Here is a 21,674-nt window from a genome sequence, read left to right as displayed (position 1 = left end):
TCCGGGTAGCCCCGCTCACTGCCGGGGGGTGTACTGCCCGCCCGTGATGCGCAGCATGCCCGCCAGCGGGTCCGCGCCCCAATTCGGTGGCAAGCCGCCATAGACGGCGCAACCCCGGGCATCCCCGAGGCGCGCCAGGGCCGGCGCGGGCTGCCAACGGGCCAGGCCCACGCCCCAGGCGAGCAACAGCACGCCACCCAGCAGCAGCGCCAGGTGCCCGCGCCTCATGGTTGCCGCGGCGCCGGCGGTGCGACCACCCCCACTTGCCGCGCATAGCCCTGCCAGGCCTGGCGCAGGCGCTCCACCGTGGCCGGTTGGCTGGCGGCCAGGTCATGGCCTTCGCCGCGATCCCGGGCCAAGTCGAACAGTTGCCAGTTCAGCGGCTGCGGCCCATCGCCAAAGCCCACCTGCCCGCGCATGCCCAGCAACTTCAGGTTGCCCTCGCGGTAGTAGAGGTTGCCGAACAGCTCACCGGCCAACACCGGTTGCGCGCCATGAATCGCCGCGCCCTGTTGCAACAGCGGCAGCATCGACTGGCCGGTGATCGGGTGCTTGGGCTGGCCGGCATAACGATCCCCCGGGTCAGGGATGGCCGCCAGGGCGAGAAAGGTCGGCGCCAGATCGTCGACCCGTGCCACACCCCGTTCCAGGCCTTGGCGCCGCAACGCCTGGGGCAGTTGGACCAGCGCCGGGACGCTGATCCCGCCTTCTGCCGGGGTGCCCTTGAACAGGCGGAACGGCGCCGCGCTGACCTCAGCCCAACGGGCGCCGTAGTCGATCTGCGATCCGCGCTTGCCGAGGTTGGCCAGGCGGTTATCGGTGTTCGGGCCCTTGGGGTAGAACTGCTCATGACGCTCGCCGGCCGCGCCGTTGTCGGACATGAACACCACCAGGGTGTTGTCCAGTTGCCCGCTGGCCTTGAGGTACTCCAGCAGGCGCCCGACGTTGTGGTCGAGGTTGTCGACCATGGCCGCGTAGATTTCCATCTTGCGCGCTTCATAGGCGCGGCCCTCGGCGTCGAGTTGGTCCCAGGACGGCAATTGCGGATTGGCCGGCAAGGTGGCTGCCGGGACAAAATCGGCGCTGATCAGCCCGCGCTGCTTGAGCCGCTCGATGCGCGCCAAACGTACCGCGTCGTAGCCCTGGTCATAGCGCCCACGGTACTTGTCCAGGTAGGCCGCCGGTGCCTGCAACGGCCAATGGGGCGACGTGAAGGCGGCGTAGGCAAAAAACGGCTGCCCCGCGGCCCGCGGCTGGCTGAGGTAGCTGATCAGCTTGTCGGTGTAGAAATCCGTGGAGTAGAAGTCCTCGGGCAAGGTCACCGGCTGGCCGTTCTCCCGGTAATGCACTTGCTCGATCTTGGTCGGCTCGACGTCGGCAGGCTTGAAGTGCGAGGCGCCGCCCTCCAGCAAGGTAAAAGACTGCTGGAAGCCGCGGCGATCCGGGCCCTGGTCTGGCTCCAGGCCCAAGTGCCATTTGCCCACCATGCTGGTGCGGTAGCCGCCGTCCTGAAGCAACTGGGCGATGGAATGCACCTGCTGGTTGAGGTAGCCCTCGTACCCCGGCTTGCCACGCTGGAAGGGTTGCAAGCCTTCGGCCATGCTGCCCAGCCCCGCCAGGTGGTTGTCGGTGCCCGACATCAGCATCGAGCGGGTCGGCGAACAGGTGGGCGCCGCATACATGTTGGTCAGTTGCAGGCCGTTGGCCGCCAACTGGTCGAGGTTGGGCGTGTGAATCTCGCCCCCGAACGCACCGAGGTCGGAATAGCCCAGGTCATCGGCAACGATCAGCAGGATATTCGGCCGCGGCGCCTCGGCGGCCAACACACCCTGGCTGGCCAGGGCCAGCAAGGCCCACAGCGGGGCCACAACAGACAAGCACTTGAACACGGCTCACTCCTCGAAAATAGCCACGGCCCGCACGAACCCCGCCGAGGCCCGGCGGATCTTGTAGGGAAAGCACGACACGGTGAACCCGGTGGCCGGCAGGCTTTCCAGGTTGGCCAGTTTCTCCATCTGGCCGTAGCCGATATCGCGCCCGGCCTTGTGCCCTTCCCAGATGATCGAGGCATCGCCGCTGGCATTGAAGCGCTCGCGGGTGTACTTGAACGGCGCGTCCCAGCTCCAGGCATCGGTGCCCACCACCCGCACCCCACGTTCCAGCAGGTACATCGTCGCCTCGCGGCCCATGCCGATGCCGGCGTCGAGGTAGCCCGGCTGGCCGAACAGGGCCCCGGCCCGGGTGTTGACCAGGACGATGTCCAACGGCTGCAACTCATGTCCGATGCGCGCCAGTTCGTCGGCGACTTGCTGCGCGGTCACCACGTGGCCGTCGGGCAGGTGGCGGAAGTCCAGCTTGACCCCCGCTTGCAGGCACCACTCCAGCGGCAGTTCATCGATGCCGAAGGCCGGCTGGCCGCCGTCGGTGGTGGATGCGTAATGCCAAGGGGCATCCATGTGAGTGCCGCTGTGGGTGGTGATCTGCAAGCGCTCGGCGGCCCAGGATTCGTCCCCCGGCAAGTCGGACTTGTTCAGCCCGGGGAACATCGCGGCCATCTCCGGCCAGCCTTGCTGGTGGTCGCTGTATTCGATCTTCGGCAGCAACGGCGGCGGATCGGTATAGGGGTTGTTTTCCAGGGTGACGGACAGGTCCACCAGGCGGCGTTTAGTCGATTTCATGGGCAGGCACTCGGGCAGCGCGGCGACGCCGCGAAGGAGAAGACAGTGGCAAGGCGTGGCGGATCAGGGCCGCCGCCGAGCCGTCATGGCGAAACCCCAGGGCACGGGCCTGGGGCGTGTGCATCGGGGGGAAACGGCCGAACAAGGCTTCCAGCTCAGGCTCGGCGGCAAAGCTGATCAGCCCGCGCCGGTCCTCGCCGTACACCCCGGCCAGGGCATCGATGACCTGGGCGATGGACAGCCGCAGCAGGGGCAACTGCCAGGTCCGTTGCGCGCCCAACGCCGCGCCGTCCAATTCGGCGGCGTGCAGCAGGTTGGCGACGCAGCAGTCCAGGGACATCCACCAGGCCGTGGCTTCGGCCGACACCGGGCAGCAATAGGCCTGCCCCCCGGCAAAGGCGTGCAGCAGGTCACTCATAAAGGCCGAGCGCAGGCCGTTGGGTTCGCTGGGGCGGGCGACAATGCCCGGCAGGCGCAGTGCACGGCCGTCGACCTCGCCACGCCGGGCCAGGTCGTCGAGGGCCACTTCCACCATGCGCTTGTGGGCGCCGTAGGACAGTTGCGGCCGCGGGCTGCGGGACTCGTCCAGGCGCGCCGGCAAGTCGCCGCCGTACACCGCCACGCTACTGGCGTACACCAGCACCGGCGCGCCGGGCAGCTCCCGCAGTTGGTTGAGCAACTCCAGGCTGGCCAGCAAATTGACCTGATAGCCCAGTTCGTAGCGTTGTTCGGCAGCCCCCCCGGCAATGCTCACCAGGTGAAACACCACGTCGATGCCATCGGCCAATACCCGCCGCAACAAGGCCGCATCGGTGACGCTGCCGCGCTGGCGGCGCAACCGTGGGTCCTCGGGAAAGCCCTGCAGGTCCTGGTCCAGCAGAATCAGCGCGCTGATCGACCGGCCGCGCAACCGGCCCTCGGTCAGCAAGCGCTGAACCAGCGCCCGGCCGACAAACCCGTTGGCCCCGGTAATCATCACGCGCATGGCAGCACCTGCTGGTCGATGCCGCCGAACAGCGACTGGCCATCCAGGCCCAGAACCTCCATGCGCACCCGGTCGCCAAACTGCATAAACCCGGTGCGCGGCGCGCCGTGTTCGATCATCTCGATGGCCCGGCGCTCGGAAATACACGCCGAACCCACGCTGCGATCGGCATTGGAGACGGTGCCGGAGCCAATCAAGGTGCCGGCGCTCAGGCGCCGGGTCAGGGCCGCGTGGGCAATCAACTGGTCAAAGCCGAAATGCATGGCGCCGCCCTGGGGCGCGCCGAACCACTGGCCGTTCCACTCCACCTGCAATGGCAGGTGCACCCGGCAGTCGTGCCAGGCGGCACCCAGCTCGTCCGGGGTAATGGCCACGGCGGCGAAGCTCGACGAAGGCTTGGCCTGCAGGAAGCCGAAACCGGTCTTCATCTCCCTAGGGGCCAGGGCCCGCAGACTGACGTCGTTGAGTTGCAGGATCAGCTTGATATGCCCCGCCGCTTGCTGCGCCGGGCAGCCCAGCGGCACCTCGTCCAACAGCACCGCGAACTCGCCTTCAAAGTCGATACCGTGCTGTTCACTGGGCAGGCGCAGCGGGTCGCGACCGCCCTGAAAATCATCACCAGCACCCTGGTAGATCAGCGGAATGCGCTCGGCGTCGTCGATGGGGTCCAGGGCAAAGGCTTTCTGCATCAACGCGCCGTGGCTAAGGAATGCCGAGCCATCCAGCCATTGCCAGGCCCGAGGCAATGGCGCGGCGGCCTGGGCCGGGTCGAAGGTAAAGGCGCCCTCGGCACGACCGGCGTTCAACTCGTCAGACAAGGCCTGCAACGCGGGTTCGACCCGGGCCCAGTCCTCGATGGCCTGCTGCAGGGTCGGGGCAATCGCTGCCACGTCCAGGGCCTGACGCAAGTCGCGGGACACCAGCACCAGGCGGCCGTCGCGCTGGGTGTTTTTCAGGGTGGCCAGTTTCATACCTGCACCCCCTGCACAGCTTCGGCGTAACGCCCGTCAAGGAGGATAAAGACCATGCGCGCCATCTGTTCGGTGCGGTTGCTCCAGGCGTGATTGGTGCCGCGTTGCACCACCACGTCGCCGCGTTTGAGGTGCACTTCTTCCTGGTCCAGCACCAGCCACACCTCGCCCTCGGTGACGATGCCGTAGTCCAGGGTCTGGGTGCGGTGCATGAGTTTGTGCCGCGACTCAGTGTTACCAGTGCCGGCGTGGGCCTGGCCGATTTCGGCGAAGGCCGCGGCGGCATCGGCGGCGCTGACCTGGTTCTGCACGCTGTCCGGTGGAATGTCCACCACCCGGATCACGCTGCCCTGGGCGCCGGGGCTCAGTTGCAACGGCTGGTCGGTGGGGTCGGCGCCGTTGTCCAGCACGGCCGGGCTGCCGAGGCTGTTCCACACCTCATAAAACACCGTGCCGGGGACCGCCTTGAGCGGGAAAACATTCGGCGTCGGGCCCGCCGAGGCGACCTGCGCCTGGCCGTGTGCGTCATGGCCGGTGACCACTCGCTTGAAACCGGGAAGTGCTTGCATGTGTGACTCCTTGCTCAATTGCCGTCGCCGATGGTGGTGCCACCGTCGACGATCAGATTCTGTCCGCTGATAAAACCGCCGCCCGCTGCTGCCAAAAGCAGGGCCAGGGCCGCCACCTCGTCGGCCGTGCCGACCCGGCGCAGGGGCGTGAGGGCCAGGCGCCGTTGCATGACCTCGGGTTGCTCGGTGAGGGGCCGGGCAAATTCGGTGTGGATCACCCCGGGGCTGATGGCGTTGACCGTGATGTTCGACGGCCCCCACTCCACCGCCAGGTTGCGCGCCAGTTGCGCCAGGGCCGCCTTGGACAGGCCGTACAGACCCAGCCCGCGATTGCCCCGGACCCCGGCGATGCTGGCCATCAACAGCACGCGGCCGCCGCCCCGGGCGGCCATGGCCGGCAGCAGGCGGTTGCTCAGCCACACCGCGCTGTGCAGGTTGAGATCGAAAGTCAGTTGCCACTGTTCGGCGCTGGCGCTGGCCAGGGGGCCCATGTGCGGGGCCACGCCGGCGTTGCACACCAGCACGTCCACTGCGCCGAACTGTTGCAGCACATCATCGGCCAGGGCCTCGACCTGGGCCTGCTGGCTCAAGTCGGCGGCGGCCGCCACGGCATCATGGCCCGCCTCCCGCAGTTGGCTCGCCACCCGCTCGCAGTCCTCGCCGTTCTCGCTGCAGATCAACACCCGGGCGCCGGCCTCGCCGTAGAGCCGGGCAATCGCCAGGCCGATGCCGCGGGTGGCACCAGTCACCAGCGCCACCTTGCCGGACAGGTCGAACAAGGGCCCGTTCATGAGCCGCTGCTCGCGACTGCCGGCGTGGCGGCGAGTGCCCGCCCCGCCAGGCGCTGCAGCCCCAGGCAGGACAGGGCCACCAGCAGTTGCAGGCCGGCCACCACCCCCAGGGCCAGGGGCAAGGTGCCGCCCAGGGCGCCGCTGATACCCAACACCACCAGCGGGCTGATGAATTCACCGGCGAAGATCGCCGCAGTGAAACCACCGGCGGCACGGCCCCGCTGGGTCACGTCCACCTGGGCCATGATCCAAGTGATCAAGGTCGGCAACATCAAGCCGATCCCCAAACCATTGAGGGACACCGCCAGCACCACCTGAGCGTGACTGTCGGCGCCGGCCATCAACGCCCCGCCGCCACCGGCCAAGACAAAGGCCAGGGCCAGCAGGTAATGCCGACGCCAGCCACTGAGCAGACGAAAGCCCAACGCCCCGGCCAGCACCCCCAGTTGATTGGCGCCCATGGTCATGCCGATCTGTTGCGGCCCGTCGATGTGCAGCAGGTTAAGCAAGTAACCGGCCTGCACCGGCACCACGAACAGGCTCAACCCCGCCAGCAGCGCCAGGGCGTACAACGGCATCAGGCTGGCCCAGGGAAAACCCGCGTTCAGCGGTGCCTCGACGTCGGGCTGACGCTGGGCCAGGGGTTCCCACAGACAGCGCGCCATCAACGGCAGGAACACCAGGCCGACCACGTACAGGGCAAAGGGCGTGCGCCAGCCGCTTTCCCCCAGGGCCCCGCCCACCGCCATGAACAGCGCGGCCGACAGCGAGGTGGCGACCATCTGCAGGGCGAACAGGCGTTCACGGCGGGCGCCTTGGTAGTAGTCGCCCATCAGGGTGGTGCAGCAGGTCATGATCGCCGCCTCGGCCAGGCCGATCCCGGCGCGGCTGAGGACGATCGCCGGCAACGACTCCAGCCACAGCGGCAAGACCCCGCACAGGCTGTAGAGCAACATCGCCCACAACAACAGGGCCTTGCGCCCTACCCGGTCGGCGATGATCCCGGCGAACGGCGCCAACAGGGCAATCACCAGCGCCGGCAATGTCAGGGCAATGGGCACCAGCACCGTGGCGCCCGGGGTCTCGGCGAAGTGCTGCTGCATGCGCGGCAGCACCGGCGCCAGCAGCACCGCACCGAGCACCGGCAGGCAGCTGCCGAACAACAGCAACAGCGATTGCGGCAAGCCCGCCTGGCGCTCAAGGCTCATGGCGCGACTCCTGGGTGGGCAACGAACACAAGGCTTCGCCGTAGGCGCTCAGGCCCTGCAGCAGGCCCAGCCAGATCGGTTGGAAAAACACAAAGGCGGCATTCATGGAGCGGTCCTCTCTTATTGTTCTGGCAAGGGCTGTTTCAATGGCGGTAGCTGGCACTCAAGGCTGGGGGCCGGGCGCTGCGCCACAGCTCGGCATCGGCGCCTTGCTCGCGAGTGGCCGGCACGCTCGGAGCCAGGGCTTCGGGAACACCCTGGCGGCTGACCGGCAACAGGAAGTAGGCCAGGGCCGGCAGCAGCACCAGGGCACCGACCATGTTCCAGACGAACATGAAGGCCAGCAGCACGCCCATGTCGGCCTGGAACTTGATGGGCGAGAAGATCCAGGTGGCCACACCGATGGCCAGGGTGATGCCGGTGAGCATCACCACCTTGCCGGTGGACACCAGGGCCCGGTAATAGGCCTCGGACAGGCTGCTGCCCTGGCGCAGGTGGCCGAGCATGATGCTCATCACGTACAGCGCGTAATCCACGCCGATGCCGACGCCCAGGGCGATCACCGGCAAGGTGGCGACCTTGACCCCGATGTCCAGCCCGACCATCAGCGCCTCGCAAAGGATCGAGGTGAGCATCAGCGGGATCACTGCGCACAGGGTCGCGCGCCAGGAACGGAAGGTAATCAGGCACAACAGGATCACCGCGCCATAGACCCAGAACAGCATCTCGTGGCTGGCCTGCTTGACCACGATATTGGTCGCGGCCTCGATCCCGGCGTTGCCGGCGGCGAGGAGGAATTGCACCTCATCGTTATTGTTGGCAGCGGCAAACTGCTCCACATGCTGCACCAGGCGGTTGAGGGTCGCGGCCTTGTGGTCAGTGAGGTAGGCGTAGAGGGTCAGCAGGCTGCAATTTTCGTTGTACAGGCCGCGGGGCGCACCGGCGGTGATCATGTTGAGCATGGCCTGGTTGTTCTGCAGCTCGTACCACTTGGGGTTGCCTTCGCTGAGGCCCACCAACATGCGCCGGTTGAGCAGCGCCAGGGAGTTGGTCGAATCCACCCCCGGCAGGCCCCGCAGTTCCCAGTCCAGGGCATCCACCTTGCGCAGGATGTCGTAGCGCGCACAGGCCCCGGCCGGGGTCTTGATCATCACCGCGAACAGGTCGCTGCTGGCACCGTAGTGCCGAGTCATAAAGCCGTCGTCACGGTTGTAGCGCGAGTCGGCGCGCAGCTCCGGGGCGCCGGCATCAAGGTCACCGATGTTCAATTGCAGGCTGACGATAAACCCCAGCACCGCCAGGGCCAGGCTCACGGCGATGCACAGCGCGGCCCAGCGACGGCGGGTGAACAGGTCGAGAAAGCGCCAGAAACCGTGACGCCGCTGCCCGGTCAAGTCGGCGCGCTCGCTCTTCAAGCTCAGTTGTGCCGCGCGACCACTGACGCCCACGTAGGACAGCAGCACCGGCAGCAGGATCAGGTTGGTGAAAATCAGCACCGCCACACCGATGCTGGCGATCACCGCCAGGTCCTGGATCACCTGGATCTGGATAATCATCAGCACCGCGAACCCCACCGCATCGCAGAGCAAGGCGGTGAGCCCGGCGAGGAACAGCCGGCGGAAGGTGAAGCGCGCCGCCACCGTGCGATGCATGCCACGGCCGATGTCCTGCATGATGCCGTTCATCTTTTGCGCGCCGTGGCTCATGCCGATGGCGAACACCAGGAACGGCACCAGCACCGAATACGGGTCCAGTTGATAGTCGAGCAACGGCAGCAGCCCCAGTTGCCAGACCACCGCCACCAGGGAGCAAAACACCACCAGCAAGGTGCTGCGCACGCAGCGGGTGTACCAGTAGAGCACCAACGTGGTGATCAGGATTGCCACGGCAAAGAACAGCAGGATCTGCTTCAGGCCGGCAATCAGGTCGCCCATTTTCTTGGCGAAACCGGTGATGTGGATGTCGATCTTGTCGCTTTGGTACTGGCTGCGCAGGGCCTCCAGTTGCTCGGACAATTGGCTGTAGTCCAGGGCTTTGCCATCGGCGGTACGGGCCAGCAACGGCACCTGGATGATGCTCGATTGCTGGTCGAAGGCCACCAGTTGGCCGATCTCGTTGGACAGCTGCACGTTGCGCCGCAACTGGGCCAGGCTATTGGCATCGCCGTTGTAGTCGTCGGGGATCACCGGGCCGCCGTCCAGGCCCTCCTCGGTCACCGCCACCCAGCGCGTGGCCGGGGTCCACAGGGACTTCATAAAGGCCCGGTCCACCCCCGGCAGCAGGTAGATGCGGTCACTCAGGGCCTGCAGGGTATTGAGGTAATCGGCGTCGTAGATATCGCCCTGGCGCTGGCTCACAGCGATGCGCACGGCGTTGCCCAGGCCCGAAACTTCCTGCTGGTGAGCCAGGTAGTTGGCGATGTAGGGATGCTGGGTGGGGATCATCTTTTCAAAACTGGCGTTGAGCTCCACGCGGCTCGATTGCGCGCCCAGGAACAGGGTCAGCGCCAGGCACACCAGCAGTACCCATAGCCGGTGGTTGAACAACAGGCGCTCGATCAGCGAACCCGAACGCGGGTCGAACGGCGCCGAGGCCTGCCCGGCCGCGCCGGAAAAATGCTCAGAGGACTTCATAACCTCACTCCGCTTGTGCAGGGGAAGGTTGCGGCAAGCGCAGCAACCCGGTGAATCCGGCCAGCACCAGGCTGCCGTCCGCGGCCTGGATCAACCCGGCGACAGGACGCCCCAGGGGCTGGGCAAACGGCTGCAGAGGTGCCCCGCCGGGGCCGTCGCCGAGGAACAGCGCACCGCCCTGGTTAACCAGCAAGGCGCGGCCATCGGCCAGTCGCGTGGCGGCGCTGAACGACACTGGTTGCGCCACCGGTAGCGACTGGAAGCTGTCGCCGCCGTCGCTGGAAACAAAGGCGTGGCCCTTGAGCCCGGCCACCAGCAAGGCGCCGTCGGCCCGCAGTTGCAGGGCGAAGAAGCTGCCGGCATAGGGGCTGTCGAGTGCGACAAAGGACTGGCCGTCATCCTCGGAACGGGCCAGGTAGCCTTGCTCGCCGCCGAGGAACCAGCGCGGGCCCTGATGGGCAATGGCGTACAAATGAGCACCGCCGGGGTTGTCGATCTGCCCCATCAGCGACTGCCACGTGGCGCCGCCGTCCAGGGTCTGCAAGGCCAGGCCATAGGCCCCCACCACCAGGCCGCGGCGGGCGTCGACAAACTGCAGCGCCAGCAGCGGCTTGTCGGCGCCTTCGGCCAGCAAGCGTTCGGCGCTCTGCACCCGGGCCTGGGCACTGTCGGCATCCGCCGCGTTGTCCAGGGCCTGGCGTGCAGCCGCCCGTTCGATCTGCGCGGCCTGATGCCCGTCCAGTTGCAGGGTCCAGTGTTCACCGCCGTCCACCGACTTGAGCACCACCCCGGCGTGGCCCACCGCCCAGCCCTGGCGCGGGTCGACAAACTGCACCGCGGTCAGGCTCACCGACACCGGCACTTGGGCCTGGCGCCAGTGTTGGCCGTTGTCGTCAGAGAGCAGCACCAAGCCGCGTTCCCCGACCGCCACCAGGCGTTCTCCGGCGCGAGCCAGGGCGGTCATGACCGCTTGCTCGGCGCGGGCCACCTGCAACGCCGGGGTGTCCAGCACCTCCCCCACCGGCGCCGGTTGGGCCTGGCACAAGCCGGCGCTGACGGGCAAGGCCAGGGCCATTAACCAACGGCCGGCCTGATGAATTCTGTTCATTGCGTACCTCGGCAAATCCTGCGTTACCCATGGCTGGCCACGGCGTGGCCAGCCCTGCCCGAAGGCGACTCAGCGCACCCCTTGACCGGCCATGGCCGCCGGCGAGAACTCGGACTTCTTGTAGCGATCCACCACCCCGTATTGCTCAGGCAGGCCGGTGTAGACGTTCTGGATAAACCAGGCGCCGGAAGTCAGGTCGTAGAACCCCGACGACAAAGTGGCGTGGGCCGGCAAGTCAGGCATCACCGCTGGCAGCGCCCACAGGGTCTTGGCCAGTTGGCCGTTGGCGTCCCAGCGATCGCCCAGCAGCGCTTGCCAGGTGTCTTCGTCGAAGTAGTAACGGCCCTTGGGCAACTGGTGGCGCTTGCCCGGTGCCAGGTCGGCTTCCACCACCCACACGCGGTGCAGTTCCCAGCGCAGGTAGTCGGGGTTCATGTGGTGCTTGGCGAACAAGTCCTCGGGCTTGCCGGCGGTCAGCAGTTTGTTGGTGTTGTAGGGCACGTAGATTTCCTGCTTGCCCACCAGCTTCCAGTTGAAGCGGTCCATGCGGCCCTGGAACACGCTGAGTTCGTCGAAGCTCATGACCCCGGCGGTGGCCGGTGTCGGCGTGTCGCAGCAAGCGTTGGGCAACTTGCGCACGCGGCGCTGGCCGGTCAGGTAGACATGGGCCTGGGAGGTATCGCCGTTGTAGTTGGTGCGGCCCATGATCTGCTCGCCGGCACGCAGCGGCGGGCCAACGTTGAGCAGGCGGAACAGCCAGTAGTCACCGTCGAAACCGGCCGCGCTGCCCTCGGGGTAGTAATAGGGCATTTCCTGGATCGCCTTGCCGTCGGTGGTCATCACTTGGCTGCCGTCGGCGGTCATCAGGTAGTGCCGGAAATGCATGGCCACCGAAGTGCCGCGCCAGTTCAGCAGGTGGTTCCACATCACCTCGGCGCCGTTCTGCGGCAGGGGGAATGGAATGCCGCCGTAGGCGCCTTCCGGCACCGGCCCGGCCGTGCTTTCCACCAGCTTGGCGTTGACCGCGTTTTTCGCCGTGTTGTCGTACACCCATTGCGGCGCCGCGGCGCTGCGGCGGGTCGGGTAAATATCCAGGCGATAGGTCTCGGGGTAACGCTTGAACATGGCCTTGGTGCCGTCGCTGAGCTTGTCGGCGTACTGCGCCAGGTTCTTGCTGGTGATGCTGAACAACGGCTTGTCGCTGGCGAACGGGTCACCCCGCTTGCCGCCGGCCTTGTAGGCCGGGTCGACCTGGGTGTAGCCGCCGGTCCAGGCCGGGATGCTGCCGTCGGCATTGCCGGCGCGCTCGCCACCCAGCGGGGTCAGGCTCTTGCCGAGTTTGGCGGCGTCTTCGGCGCTGGCGGCCTGGGCCAGGCCGCTGGTCAGGGCAACGGCGGCCAACAGGGCACAGCACAGGGTCTTGAGTGCAAATGGGCGCTTCATGGGCATGTCCTCTTAGAAGGTGCTCTTGACGGAGAAGGCCAGGTAATCCCGATCTTTCAGCGACTGCTTGTAGGTGAACTGGGAAGCCGCGTTGAGGTTGGTGTCTTCGGGGCCGTAGTAGTGGGTGTACGTCAGGCCGAGGGTGACCCGGTCCTTGTAGGTGGCGCTGACGCCGATGTTCATGTCACCGCCCTTGTCGGGGCCGAAGGAGCCGATGGCCGCCGACTTGCCCAGGGGGAAGTAGCTGATGCCCAGGGGTACGCTGAGGTCGACGCCGGCAAACACCTGGCGATAGGTCGGGGTGTACACCAGCTTCATTCCCAGGCCGTCGTCAGTGGCGCCGGGGTCCAGGGCCTCGCGGTTCTTGGTGACGTTGAGCACGCGGTTCCAGGCGACCTCGGCGGCCAGGCTGGCCTCGCGGGCGACAAAGGACGGGCCGAACGAGGCCAGGGTGTTGAGGTTGATGTGCGCCGTGCGGCCCACCGCGTACAGCGGGTGGTTGTCGTTGTCGGCATCGACCCCGGCGAGCACCGTCTGGCCGTTGGACACCAAGGGCATGTTCCAGCGCATCGAGGCTTCGCCGGCGAAGTTGTAGGCGCCCACGGTGGTGGAGAAACTGGCGCCCAGGGCGCGGATGTCCTCGGGGTAGACCCAGTAGTAATCGCCGATCTGCCCGGTGCTGAAGTTGGGCTGGCCGGCCACCGGTTTCAGGTACAGCTTGCCGACCTTGTCGTGGTACTGGATGGCGTACAGGCCGTAGTCGGCCTCGGCCCCCGAGTAGCGCAGCTGCAAGCCGCCCTGCCCCGAGTCGCGGGCCTTCTTGTCCTTGCCGTGGAAAAACGCCGCCGGGCTGTCGGCATTGCCGCCGAGGAACGCCGGGAATGGCGCGCCGACGATCAGCCGCTCGTTGCCCTCGCCGATGGTGTCGCTGACCGAGAAATAACTGCCCACGCCCGGCAGGCGCGTCTCTTCCCACTCCAACTGGTAGAAGGCCCCAAGGGACAGGTCCTGGGTCAGTTGATAGGTGGCCGACAGCTGATTGACCGGGCGGGTGATTTCCTTGAACTGGGTGTTGGGCACCGACTGCGCCTTGACCACGTCCACCGGGGCCATGCCGCCGGCGATGCCGTTGCCACCGAAGAACAGGCTTTCGCCCCAGATCAGGCCATGGCGACCCAGGCGCACGGACATCGAGCGCTCCGCCAGTTCACCGTTCCAGTAGACAAAGGCGTCCAGCAGTTCGCCGTCGCCGCCGTGCAGGTGCCGGGTGTCGTCGGTGAACTCGTCGTAGGCCACCGAGCGTTGGTTGGCCCGGGTCGGGTTGTTGTCGTTGCTGCGCTGGTACTGGGTGTCGTACCAGGCGGCGCCGCTGACCCGGGCACCGACGTTCTGGTAGCCGATGTCCATCTCCGAGAGGATGTCCAGGCGGTTGGAGATCAGGCCCTTTTCGAAGTTGCGGTCACCGTCGTCCTGGTTGCGCGAGGTGGTGCCGTCGCTGAGCTTGCTGCTGCGGTCCTTGAGGCGCCAGGCCGAGCTGTATTTCAGGGTGTTGTCCCAGCGCAGGCTGAGGTCGGGCACGCCGGTGTCGATATCGAAGGCCTGGACCGCCGGGGCACCCAGGGCCATGGCCACCGCCAGGGACAGCGGTACGCGGCGCGATGGGGAAGACTTGCGAGTAGTCATCAATGCAACCCTCTTTATTATTGTTGTGTGTCAGTAGCGGTTGAAAACGTGGTGCTGGAGCCAGTCGCTCTTGCACAAGCCCCCCGTCCTCAAGCAAGGCACGCTGTGACGGGAGTGGGTCGAGCGGTGATCGGGCGCACCGGCCGGGCCTGGGCCGAGCCGGTGGCGCCGGGGTCAGATCGGCTGCGCGGTCCGCTGCAGCATCTGCCGTACCAGGCCGATGCGGTCGAAGCTGTGGTCGCGCTGCATTTCCTTGTCGCCGGCCAGCACCGAGCTTTCGCTGATGAACTGGCAGCGGTCGAAACGCCGGGCCATAAAGCGCTGCAGTTGTTCGTGCAGGCTGCCGCCGGCGGTGAGTTCTTCACCCAGGACCACGGCGTCTTCGATGGCCATGCCAGCGCCCTGCCCCAGGTGCGGGGTGGTGGCGTGGGCAGCGTCGCCGATCAGCAGCACCCGGCCGTTGAACCAGGGCTCATCGACGAACACCACTTCCATGGGCTTGTAGACCACCTGGCTGCTGTCGGTGATTTGCTCGCGCAGCTCGCCGATCAGCCCGGTGAAACCTTGCAGGCGTTCGCGCATCGTGGCGGCCAGGGACGCTGGATCCATCCACGGATTGCTCGGTTCATGGGAGGTCAGGAACAGGTACATCAGGTCACCGGCCAGGGGCACCAGGCCGGCATTGCCGTCGGGGCCCTGGAAGTTGGCCAGGTGATCGATGCCGGGGTGACGGGGGAAGTTGTAGCGCCACACGGCCTGGCCGGTGAAGCGCGGCTGATAGGCGTCGCCAAACAGCAGGCTGCGGACTTTCGAATACAGGCCGTCGGCCCCCACCACCAGGTCGTAGCGTGCCCGGGTGGCGTCGGTGAACAGCACGTCAACGCCGTCGACGTCCTGATCCAGGTTGTCCACGCTGAGCCCCAGGCGCACCTGGGTGCCCAGTTCGATGGCGGTTTCACTCAGGACCTGGTGCAGGGCGAGCCTCGAGATGCCGACGTTGGCCGGGTACTCCGGGCCAGCCAGGCGCTGGCCGGGGATCCGCGCCAGTTGGGTGCCTTGCAGGTCGTAGATGGCCACGTCCTCAAAGGCGTAGGCGGCGTCCAGATAGCCATCGAGCACGCCGAGCTTGGCCATCTCGCGCACCACATTGCTCTGCTGGATGATGCCCACGCCATAGACCGTCCATTGCGCCTTGAGCTCCACCAGATCCACTGCAATACCGCGGCGTCGCAGGGCAATGGCGGCACACAGGCCACCGATACCACCGCCGACGATTAACACCTTGTTGACTGCGCTCATTTCAAGCCTCACTTCTTATTGTTATTCGCGAGTGCCGAGGGCTGAACCCGGATGCCTTGCAGCTTCTCGCCTAACGATGGATTTGACTAATTGCATGATCAGATGCGACCTATCACGCCACGCGATACCTCGATCAACCGCCCGCACCCTGTAGCAGCGCCGCCTCGACCCACAGCCAACCGTCCCGTTCCTGCCACGCCACGGCGCTCAAGTGCTGCCCCAGACAGGGGCCGTACACGCACTCGCCGCTGTCGGCGAGGAACTGCGCGCCGTGGGCGTAACAGATGATTCGCTGTCCGTCGGCGCTCAAGTAGCGGTCCTTGCGATACGGCAAGGGCACGTCCAGGTGCGGGCAACGGTTGCGGTAGAGCCGCACCTGCCCCTGGTGGCGCAGACCGAACAGGCTGTCGACGCCGCCATGCAGCGGGTCGAAGCCCTTTGACTGGCCTTCCAGCAGCTCGTCGGAGCGGCACAGCTTGAGCCAGGGCTCCACGCTTGCTACCCGGCTCACGCCTGCTTCGGCGGTGGTCCGCCGGGGGCCCATTTGTCCCGGGAGTTGAACAGGAACAGCTGCGAGTTATCCGCCGACATCGGCGCCTGGCGTGCGGCCCAAGCGTCGTCATGCTTGTCCATGTCGGCGTCGTATTCGATGTGGCAACCCAGCGGGCTGTTGAAGTACCAGAACCAGTTGGAGCCAAACAGATGACGGCCCGGGCCCCAGAAGCTGGTCCAGCCGTTCTGCTCGAACCGCCGCCCTGCCAGCAGCACTTCGGTACCGCTGCCCATGTGGAACGTGAAGTGCTCGCAGCCCTTCATGTGCGGCGGGGTCTGGATCATGAACAGGCAGTGGTGATCGTCCGAACCGCTGGGGCGCATAAAGGGCCCGACGCCGATAAAGGTGTCGGTGGTCTTGAAGCCCAGGCGCTCGGCGTAGAAGGCTTCGGCCTTGGCCGAGTCGGGCACGAAATACACCACGTGGGACAGGGTGCGCGGCACGGCTGCCATATCGAGGCTGATGCCGGCCTGGTTCAGTGGCCGCTGGGGCGCGCTGCCCGGGGCGTTGGTCAGGTCCGCCGGAGCGCTGTAGGGGCGGCGCACGCTGACCTGGAAGGCGATGGCAAAGCCCATGTCGTCGACACTGTGCAAGGCGCCCTGCTCGTCCCAGGTCACGGCACGGTCACGGGCCAGTTCCTGGCCGATGGCGTCGAGGGTCGCGGCGTCGGCCACGCCGTACACGGTCTCACGCAGGGACGGTGCCGGGCCGATGGCCGGCGGCAACTGCGGATGGTCGGCCGGACGGATGATGATCGCCGTGCCGTCGAGGGCTTCGAAACGCCCGCCCTGCGGGTCCAGCGCTACCGGCGTCAAGCCGTAGTCCCGCAGGCAATCGCTGCAGGCCTGGATGTCATCGACGCCAAACACCAGCGCGTCAAGGCCAAGGATATTCATGGCAAACCACTCCATTGTCATTATGTGACGCAGGCCGCGCGCTTCTGGACGAAACCGGGGCGCCGGGCTGCGCTGGTGGTGCCGGACAGCGCAAATGTCTGGTCGGCTGGCGCCAGAGATTGCCGCCGGCCCGCGGCCCTGACTAATCGCTTGTGGGGATGTGACGTATCGGCAAACGCAATACGTGGTGCAAACATCCAGCGCTCCGGGCGATGGCTGCTTCAGCCCGTCGTCCGAGCAATAAGGGGATTGACGCGGCGATGCCAACGCCGGAAGGTATCGACAAAATAAATACAACAAGCGATGAGCCTGCCATGCGTTTCAATCACCTCGACCTGAACCTCCTGGTGGCCCTGGATGTGCTGCTCGAAGAGCAAAACATCACCCGCGCCGCCGAACGCCTGCACCTGACCCAATCCGCCACCAGCGGTGTATTGGGCCGCCTGCGCACCTATTTCGAAGACGAGCTGCTGGTCCAGGTGGGGCGCAAGATGCAGCCCACGCCCTACGCCCTGGAGCTGGCCAAGCCGGTGCGCGAGGTGCTGCTGACGATCCAGTCGTCGATCACCGCCAAGCCGGTGTTCGACCCCGCCACCAGCAAGCGCCACTTTCGCCTGATCACCTCGGACTACCTGATCAGCGTGCTGTTTGCCCGGGTGATCCAGAAAATCCACCACCTGGCGCCCCTGATCACCTTCGAGATGCTCGGCCCCGGCGACAACTCCGGCGACCTGCTGGTGCGCGGCGAGGTGGACCTGATGATCGTGCCCGAGCGCTACATCATCGAAGGCCACCCGGCGCAATTGCTGTTCGAGGAAGAACAGGTGTGCGTGGTGTGGAAGGACCACCCCCACGTCGGCGCCAGCCTGACCCTGGAGCAGTACATGGACATGGGGCATATCTCGGTGGGGTTCGGGCGCAACCGGCACCTGAGCATCGAGGACTGGTTCATGAACCAGTACGGCTTCAACCGCCGCCTGGAAGTCATCACCAACGACTTCAACACCCTGCCGCAACTGATCGTCGGCACCCAGCGCATCGCCACCATGCACCGGCGCCTGGCCGAGCTGTACGCTGAATACCTGCCGCTGCGCCTGCTGCCGGCACCGGTGAAGCTGCCGGTGATGCGCGAGCACATGCTCTGGCACCGCAGCATGGACGGCGACCCGATGCACCGCTGGCTGCGCGAGCGCATCAGCGAATTCACCCAGAGCCTGGACCAGCGCGTCGCCGCGTGAGTGAGGGCCGGGGCCGACAGGGTCCCGGCCTCGGCGTGTTCAGTCCGCGCAGCGGGTGGCGTGGAACGAGGCAATCTGCCAACCCTGCCGGCCCCGTACCCAGACCTGGGTGGCAAACCCCTCGGCCCTGATGCTCTGCTCGCCGCCGCGCTTGCACAGGGTGTTGCTCTGGGGGCCGGTCATCAGTGCCAGGTCCTCGCCATACAAGCGCACCTGCAAGTCGCCACGCTCGATAGCCAGGTAGCGCACAGCGCTGCGGGCGTACTCCAGGTATTCGGCCTTGCCCTGCACCAGGCCGGTGGTGTGCACGTAGACCAGGTCATCGGCAAAAATTTCGGCGGCCAGGGCGTGGTCTTCTTCCACCAGCGCCCGGCGGCGCGCCTGTTCCCGCTCCAGCAGTTGTTGTTCGATCAGTTGAATGCTCATGGCAGGTTCCTTTTCGGGGCACCGTCGGACTGACGGCGGCACACCCTAGACAAGCCGCCCCCGTCAGGAACAGTGACTAATCCCGATGCCTGGCATTGACCATCACGATGCCTGGGCCCAGCCCTTCCCCGCCCCTCGCCCGACCCTGTCCGCACGGGCCTTGGCCCCAGGTATCGACGCCGTCGATGGCCGGCCATCGATGCAATCTGCTGGTCGGCCCGCGCCCTTGCGCCCTAGCCTCGTGCCCCATTGCCCACAACAAGAAGACCGACCATGAGTAGCCTGCACCTGCACTGCCAGACCCTGTACGACGGCACCGGCCTGGACACCCGCCAGCAACAGACCCTGGTGATCGAGAATGGCCTGATCCGCCATGTCGGCCCCCGAGCCCAGGCCCCGGCGCCCCAACCCGGCGACCAGGTGATCGACAGCGGCGATGGCTTTGTCATGCCCGGCCTGGTGGACGTGCACACCCACCTGGCCTTCGGCAACGCCCAGAGCGAAGAAGACATCGACCTGTGGACCAGCGACGAATTCCGCGCCTTGCGCGGCATGTTTTTCGCCCGCCATGTGCTGTCCGCCGGAGTCACCAGCATGGTCTGCCCCGGCGACAGCGGCCAGCTCAGCATCTCGGTACGCAACGCCATCGCCGCCGGTATGTTCGAAGGCCCGCGCATCGCCGCCAGCAGCCGGGTCATCACCAACCGCCAGAGCCTCAACGACTGGTTTCCCAGTCGCATCGGCACCCCGGAGTACTTCACGGCACGCCTGGTCACCAGCCGCAGCGAAGCCCTGGCGGAAATTCGCACCCAGGCCAAGGACGGCGTGGACCTGATCAAGATCGCCATGGACGGTACCCACCGTCGGCCCAACGGCGAAATCATCGCCGCCTTCACCGCCGACGAAACCCGGGAAATGGTCGAGGAAGCCCACCGCCTGGGCTGCAAGGTGGCCACCCACGCCTACGGTCGCGAAGCGGTGATGTACGCCGCCCGGGCCGGGGTCGACCTGCTGTTCCATGGGTTCTACATGGACGATGCGTGCATCGAAGCCTTGCTGGAGGCCGGCACCATCCTCGCGCCCACCATGACCTTTCCGCAGAACACCGTGGACTTCTGCCAGCCCCATGACCCGGCCATCAGCACCGGTTACGCCGGCTACTGCGCGCGCACCCTGGAAGTGGGCTCGGTGGTGCTCAAACGGGCCAAGGCCGCCGGCGTGCCCTTTGCCTGCGGCAGCGACAGCGGCTTTGCCGTGACCCCTTACGGCGAATGGCACGCCCGGGAGCTGGAACTGCTGGTCAGCCGCCTCGGCTTCACCCCGGCCGAAGCCCTGTACGCCGCCACCGCCGTGGGTGCGCGCTGCATGCCCCGGGGCGAAACCCTGGGCAGCCTGGAAGTGGGCAAGCAGGCCGACTTGCTGATCCTCGACGGCTCGCCCCTGGACGACATCCGCCTGCTTCAGGACCGCAGCAAGTTCAAGGCGGTGTACAAGGCAGGGCAACCGGTGAACCTGGAGCGCCAAGCCTACAACCCGAAACAGGTGTCGGACTTCAACAGCCTGAAATGGACCGACCTCTACACCCGCGACCGGGTCGCGGCCCTTGGCAAATGGAGCCTTTGAACATGACCTTGTATGCACTTGACCTGGACACCGCCACCCGCATCGCCCGCACCGCCATCACCAGCGCCCGGGACCTGGGCTTTCGCCCCCTGGCCGCCGCCGTACTGGACCCCGCCGGCCATCCCCTGGCAGTGCTGCGCGACCCCGAGGCCAGCTTCCTGCGGCCACAGATCGCCACCGGCAAGGCCCGTGGCTGCCTGGGCATGGGCCTGGGTGGTCGTGAATTGGCGCGTCGGGCCCAGGCCATGCCGGCGTTTTTTTCAGCGATTAACAGCCTGACCGCAGGCGAAGTGATTCCGGTGGCCGGCGGCGTGCTGATCCGCAATCAGGCGGGCGAGTTGCTGGGGGCCATCGGCATCAGCGGCGACACCTCGGACAATGACGAGCGCTGCGCCTTGCTGGCGATTGGCGAAGCCGGGCTGCTGGCCGACACTGGCGACCCTCAGGCGCCGGCGTGATCCAGACCCGCTGCCTGCTCCAGGAGCAACTGGCGGAACCAGACCAGGGCCGGATCGCGGTCCTGGTACGGGTGCCACTGCAGCACCTGCACGGCCTCGGGAAAGGCCAGGGGCGTCGGATGGATGCGCAGGCGATAACGCTGGGCCAGGGACTCGGCCTGACGCCGAAACAGCGTGGCCACCCGACCACTGCCGACAATAAACGCCGGCATCAGGGCAAAGCTTTCCAAGGCCACCGCCACCTGTCGTTCGATGCCCAGCTCGGCCAGGTGGGCGGCGTCCAGGGCCAGGTTGCGGCCGTCGCTGAACTCGCGCACCACGTGCTCGGCCTGGCAATAGTCGGCCAGGCTCAAGGCCTCGGCGTAGGGCGAATGCTCGGCGCAGACCACGCAGCAGAGCCGGTCGCGCAGCAGCGGCAATTGCGGGTACGCCGGATTGAGCCGGCCCTGGGGCACGATCACGCAATCGCTGCGCCGGTACTCCAGGGCTTCGCTGACCACGTCGCCGTCCCGGGGCATGGGCAAGTCGCGCAGGCTCAGGCGCATGCCCGGGGCACGCCGTGCCAGCTCACGACTGACCGCCGGCATCAGCACCGCAGCGATGTAGTCGGACGCCACCAGGGTCAGGCGCCGCTCACAGGAGGCCGGGTCAAAACCAGCGGGGGCATCGACAATCTCGCGGGTCAATGCCAAGGCCTCGCGCACCTTGGGCAACAGCGCCAGGCCCAGGGCCGTGGGCTGCAATTGGCGGCCCACCGGGGCCAGCAGCGGGTCATTGAAATGCTCTCGCAGGCGACCCAGGGCGGCGCTGGTCGCGGATTGCCCCAGGTGCAGGCGCTCGGCGGCGCGGCTGACGCTGCGCTCGCCCAGCAGCGCTTCCAGGGCCACCAACAGATTCAGATCCAGACGACGGTAACGCATGCACGGCTCCTGTCAGCCACGGCGCCTGGCGCGCACGTGACGCTGGCGAGGGTAAGCCCGGCAACGGGCCGCGACCAATCGCCATGGGCACTGCCTGGTATCGGGAAAAACCATGGCTGGCTGGCCGCCGGCCTATCGCCCGGCGCGATACCTGGCATCCGGACTCACGATTGGCTAAATGCCTGGGCGCTG

General features: G+C 66.8%; 20 protein-coding genes. 3 read left to right on the top strand and 17 right to left on the bottom strand.

Features of this window, described 5'->3' with window-relative positions:
• Nucleotides 1-15: 15 nt before the first annotated feature.
• From M1B34_RS26625 to M1B34_RS26555, 15 genes are all read right to left on the bottom strand, one after another.
• Nucleotides 16-228, bottom strand: coding sequence for a hypothetical protein (locus M1B34_RS26625; protein WP_268266687.1), 213 nt, complete (start codon nt 226-228; stop codon nt 16-18).
• Nucleotides 225-1,889, bottom strand: coding sequence for an arylsulfatase (locus M1B34_RS26620; protein ID WP_425273545.1), 1,665 nt, complete (start codon nt 1,887-1,889; stop codon nt 225-227). Before M1B34_RS26620 ends, M1B34_RS26625 begins: the two co-directional genes overlap by 4 nt.
• A 3-nt stretch (nt 1,890-1,892) precedes the next feature.
• Nucleotides 1,893-2,678, bottom strand: coding sequence for a cyclase family protein (locus M1B34_RS26615; RefSeq protein ID WP_268260942.1), 786 nt, complete (start codon nt 2,676-2,678; stop codon nt 1,893-1,895).
• A complete protein-coding gene (locus tag M1B34_RS26610) occupies nt 2,665-3,663 on the bottom strand; it encodes an NAD-dependent epimerase/dehydratase family protein (protein WP_268266686.1) in 999 nt (332 codons plus the stop codon). The genes M1B34_RS26615 and M1B34_RS26610 overlap by 14 nt, the downstream gene beginning before the upstream one ends.
• On the bottom strand, nt 3,654-4,634 hold the full coding sequence (locus tag M1B34_RS26605) for a fumarylacetoacetate hydrolase family protein (RefSeq protein ID WP_268266685.1): 981 nt from the start codon (nt 4,632-4,634) through the stop codon (nt 3,654-3,656). Before M1B34_RS26605 ends, M1B34_RS26610 begins: the two co-directional genes overlap by 10 nt.
• Complete coding sequence (locus tag M1B34_RS26600) at nt 4,631-5,203, bottom strand: cupin domain-containing protein (RefSeq protein ID WP_123333686.1); 573 nt, start codon at nt 5,201-5,203, stop codon at nt 4,631-4,633. Before M1B34_RS26600 ends, M1B34_RS26605 begins: the two co-directional genes overlap by 4 nt.
• Nucleotides 5,204-5,217: 14 nt before the next feature.
• On the bottom strand, nt 5,218-5,994 hold the full coding sequence (locus M1B34_RS26595; protein WP_123333688.1) for an SDR family NAD(P)-dependent oxidoreductase: 777 nt from the start codon (nt 5,992-5,994) through the stop codon (nt 5,218-5,220).
• On the bottom strand, nt 5,991-7,202 hold the full coding sequence (locus tag M1B34_RS26590) for an MFS transporter (protein WP_123333690.1): 1,212 nt from the start codon (nt 7,200-7,202) through the stop codon (nt 5,991-5,993). Before M1B34_RS26590 ends, M1B34_RS26595 begins: the two co-directional genes overlap by 4 nt.
• 143 nt (nt 7,203-7,345) lie before the next feature.
• On the bottom strand, nt 7,346-9,835 hold the full coding sequence (locus M1B34_RS26585) for an efflux RND transporter permease subunit (RefSeq protein WP_268266684.1): 2,490 nt from the start codon (nt 9,833-9,835) through the stop codon (nt 7,346-7,348).
• 4 nt (nt 9,836-9,839) lie between these two features.
• A complete protein-coding gene (locus M1B34_RS26580) occupies nt 9,840-10,943 on the bottom strand; it encodes a WD40/YVTN/BNR-like repeat-containing protein (RefSeq protein WP_268266683.1) in 1,104 nt (367 codons plus the stop codon).
• Between the two features lie 69 nt (nt 10,944-11,012).
• Nucleotides 11,013-12,386 carry a DUF1329 domain-containing protein gene (locus M1B34_RS26575; RefSeq protein WP_123333696.1) on the bottom strand — a complete coding sequence of 458 codons (1,374 nt, stop codon included), beginning with the start codon at nt 12,384-12,386 and terminating at the stop codon, nt 11,013-11,015.
• A gap of 12 nt (nt 12,387-12,398) precedes the next feature.
• The gene (locus M1B34_RS26570) at nt 12,399-14,069 is read right to left on the bottom strand and encodes a DUF1302 domain-containing protein (RefSeq protein WP_123333698.1); all 1,671 of its coding nucleotides are present in this window, start codon (nt 14,067-14,069) and stop codon (nt 12,399-12,401) included.
• Between the two features lie 174 nt (nt 14,070-14,243).
• Nucleotides 14,244-15,368 carry an FAD-dependent oxidoreductase gene (locus tag M1B34_RS26565; protein WP_123333700.1) on the bottom strand — a complete coding sequence of 375 codons (1,125 nt, stop codon included), beginning with the start codon at nt 15,366-15,368 and terminating at the stop codon, nt 14,244-14,246.
• A 133-nt stretch (nt 15,369-15,501) separates the two neighbouring features.
• The gene (locus M1B34_RS26560) at nt 15,502-15,879 is read right to left on the bottom strand and encodes a Rieske (2Fe-2S) protein (RefSeq protein ID WP_268266682.1); all 378 of its coding nucleotides are present in this window, start codon (nt 15,877-15,879) and stop codon (nt 15,502-15,504) included.
• The gene (locus M1B34_RS26555; RefSeq protein WP_123333704.1) at nt 15,876-16,817 is read right to left on the bottom strand and encodes a VOC family protein; all 942 of its coding nucleotides are present in this window, start codon (nt 16,815-16,817) and stop codon (nt 15,876-15,878) included. Before M1B34_RS26555 ends, M1B34_RS26560 begins: the two co-directional genes overlap by 4 nt.
• Nucleotides 16,818-17,131: 314 nt before the next feature.
• Between M1B34_RS26555 and M1B34_RS26550 the strand changes: the two genes are divergently transcribed.
• Nucleotides 17,132-18,055, top strand: coding sequence for a LysR family transcriptional regulator (locus M1B34_RS26550; RefSeq protein ID WP_268266681.1), 924 nt, complete (start codon nt 17,132-17,134; stop codon nt 18,053-18,055).
• Between the two features lie 39 nt (nt 18,056-18,094).
• Here M1B34_RS26550 and M1B34_RS26545 read toward each other — a convergent pair whose 3' ends face one another.
• A complete protein-coding gene (locus tag M1B34_RS26545; protein WP_268266680.1) occupies nt 18,095-18,481 on the bottom strand; it encodes a nuclear transport factor 2 family protein in 387 nt (128 codons plus the stop codon).
• Between the two features lie 273 nt (nt 18,482-18,754).
• Here M1B34_RS26545 and M1B34_RS26540 point away from each other — a divergent pair, with 273 nt between their 5' ends.
• Entirely contained in the window at nt 18,755-20,104 is a 1,350-nt protein-coding gene (locus M1B34_RS26540; protein ID WP_268266679.1) for a metal-dependent hydrolase family protein, read from the top strand.
• Between the two features lie 8 nt (nt 20,105-20,112).
• Nucleotides 20,113-20,562: a GlcG/HbpS family heme-binding protein gene (locus tag M1B34_RS26535; protein ID WP_123334488.1), complete on the top strand. Its 450-nt coding sequence runs from the start codon at nt 20,113-20,115 to the stop codon at nt 20,560-20,562.
• Here M1B34_RS26535 and M1B34_RS26530 read toward each other — a convergent pair.
• Entirely contained in the window at nt 20,547-21,482 is a 936-nt protein-coding gene (locus M1B34_RS26530) for a LysR family transcriptional regulator (protein WP_123333712.1), read from the bottom strand. The genes M1B34_RS26535 and M1B34_RS26530 overlap by 16 nt on opposite strands.
• Between the last annotated feature and the right edge of the window lie 192 nt (nt 21,483-21,674).

The organism is Pseudomonas morbosilactucae (genome assembly GCF_023241715.1).
GTDB classification, from domain to species: Bacteria; Pseudomonadota; Gammaproteobacteria; order Pseudomonadales; family Pseudomonadaceae; genus Aquipseudomonas; species Aquipseudomonas morbosilactucae.
The sequence above is the reverse complement of the archived record's forward strand: the minus strand, read 5'-3'. Positions and strand labels throughout refer to the sequence as shown.

Excerpts from the sequence above, each read along its gene's own strand:
- M1B34_RS26530 (WP_123333712.1), bottom strand. The coding sequence starts at position 21,482 with ATGCGTTACCGTCGTCTGGATCTGAATCTGTTGGTGGCCCTGGAAGCG.
- M1B34_RS26565 (WP_123333700.1), bottom strand. The coding sequence starts at position 15,368 with ATGAGCGCAGTCAACAAGGTGTTAATCGTCGGCGGTGGTATCGGTGGC.
- M1B34_RS26550 (WP_268266681.1), top strand. The coding sequence starts at position 17,132 with ATGCGTTTCAATCACCTCGACCTGAACCTCCTGGTGGCCCTGGATGTG.
- M1B34_RS26570 (WP_123333698.1), bottom strand. The coding sequence starts at position 14,069 with ATGACTACTCGCAAGTCTTCCCCATCGCGCCGCGTACCGCTGTCCCTG.
- M1B34_RS26575 (WP_123333696.1), bottom strand. The coding sequence starts at position 12,386 with ATGAAGCGCCCATTTGCACTCAAGACCCTGTGCTGTGCCCTGTTGGCC.
- M1B34_RS26610 (WP_268266686.1), bottom strand. The coding sequence starts at position 3,663 with ATGCGCGTGATGATTACCGGGGCCAACGGGTTTGTCGGCCGGGCGCTG.
- M1B34_RS26605 (WP_268266685.1), bottom strand. The coding sequence starts at position 4,634 with ATGAAACTGGCCACCCTGAAAAACACCCAGCGCGACGGCCGCCTGGTG.
- M1B34_RS26625 (WP_268266687.1), bottom strand. The coding sequence starts at position 228 with ATGAGGCGCGGGCACCTGGCGCTGCTGCTGGGTGGCGTGCTGTTGCTC.
- M1B34_RS26590 (WP_123333690.1), bottom strand. The coding sequence starts at position 7,202 with ATGAGCCTTGAGCGCCAGGCGGGCTTGCCGCAATCGCTGTTGCTGTTG.
- M1B34_RS26595 (WP_123333688.1), bottom strand. The coding sequence starts at position 5,994 with ATGAACGGGCCCTTGTTCGACCTGTCCGGCAAGGTGGCGCTGGTGACT.
- M1B34_RS26600 (WP_123333686.1), bottom strand. The coding sequence starts at position 5,203 with ATGCAAGCACTTCCCGGTTTCAAGCGAGTGGTCACCGGCCATGACGCA.
- M1B34_RS26545 (WP_268266680.1), bottom strand. The coding sequence starts at position 18,481 with ATGAGCATTCAACTGATCGAACAACAACTGCTGGAGCGGGAACAGGCG.
- M1B34_RS26580 (WP_268266683.1), bottom strand. The coding sequence starts at position 10,943 with ATGAACAGAATTCATCAGGCCGGCCGTTGGTTAATGGCCCTGGCCTTG.
- M1B34_RS26540 (WP_268266679.1), top strand. The coding sequence starts at position 18,755 with ATGAGTAGCCTGCACCTGCACTGCCAGACCCTGTACGACGGCACCGGC.
- M1B34_RS26585 (WP_268266684.1), bottom strand. The coding sequence starts at position 9,835 with ATGAAGTCCTCTGAGCATTTTTCCGGCGCGGCCGGGCAGGCCTCGGCG.
- M1B34_RS26555 (WP_123333704.1), bottom strand. The coding sequence starts at position 16,817 with ATGAATATCCTTGGCCTTGACGCGCTGGTGTTTGGCGTCGATGACATC.
- M1B34_RS26615 (WP_268260942.1), bottom strand. The coding sequence starts at position 2,678 with ATGAAATCGACTAAACGCCGCCTGGTGGACCTGTCCGTCACCCTGGAA.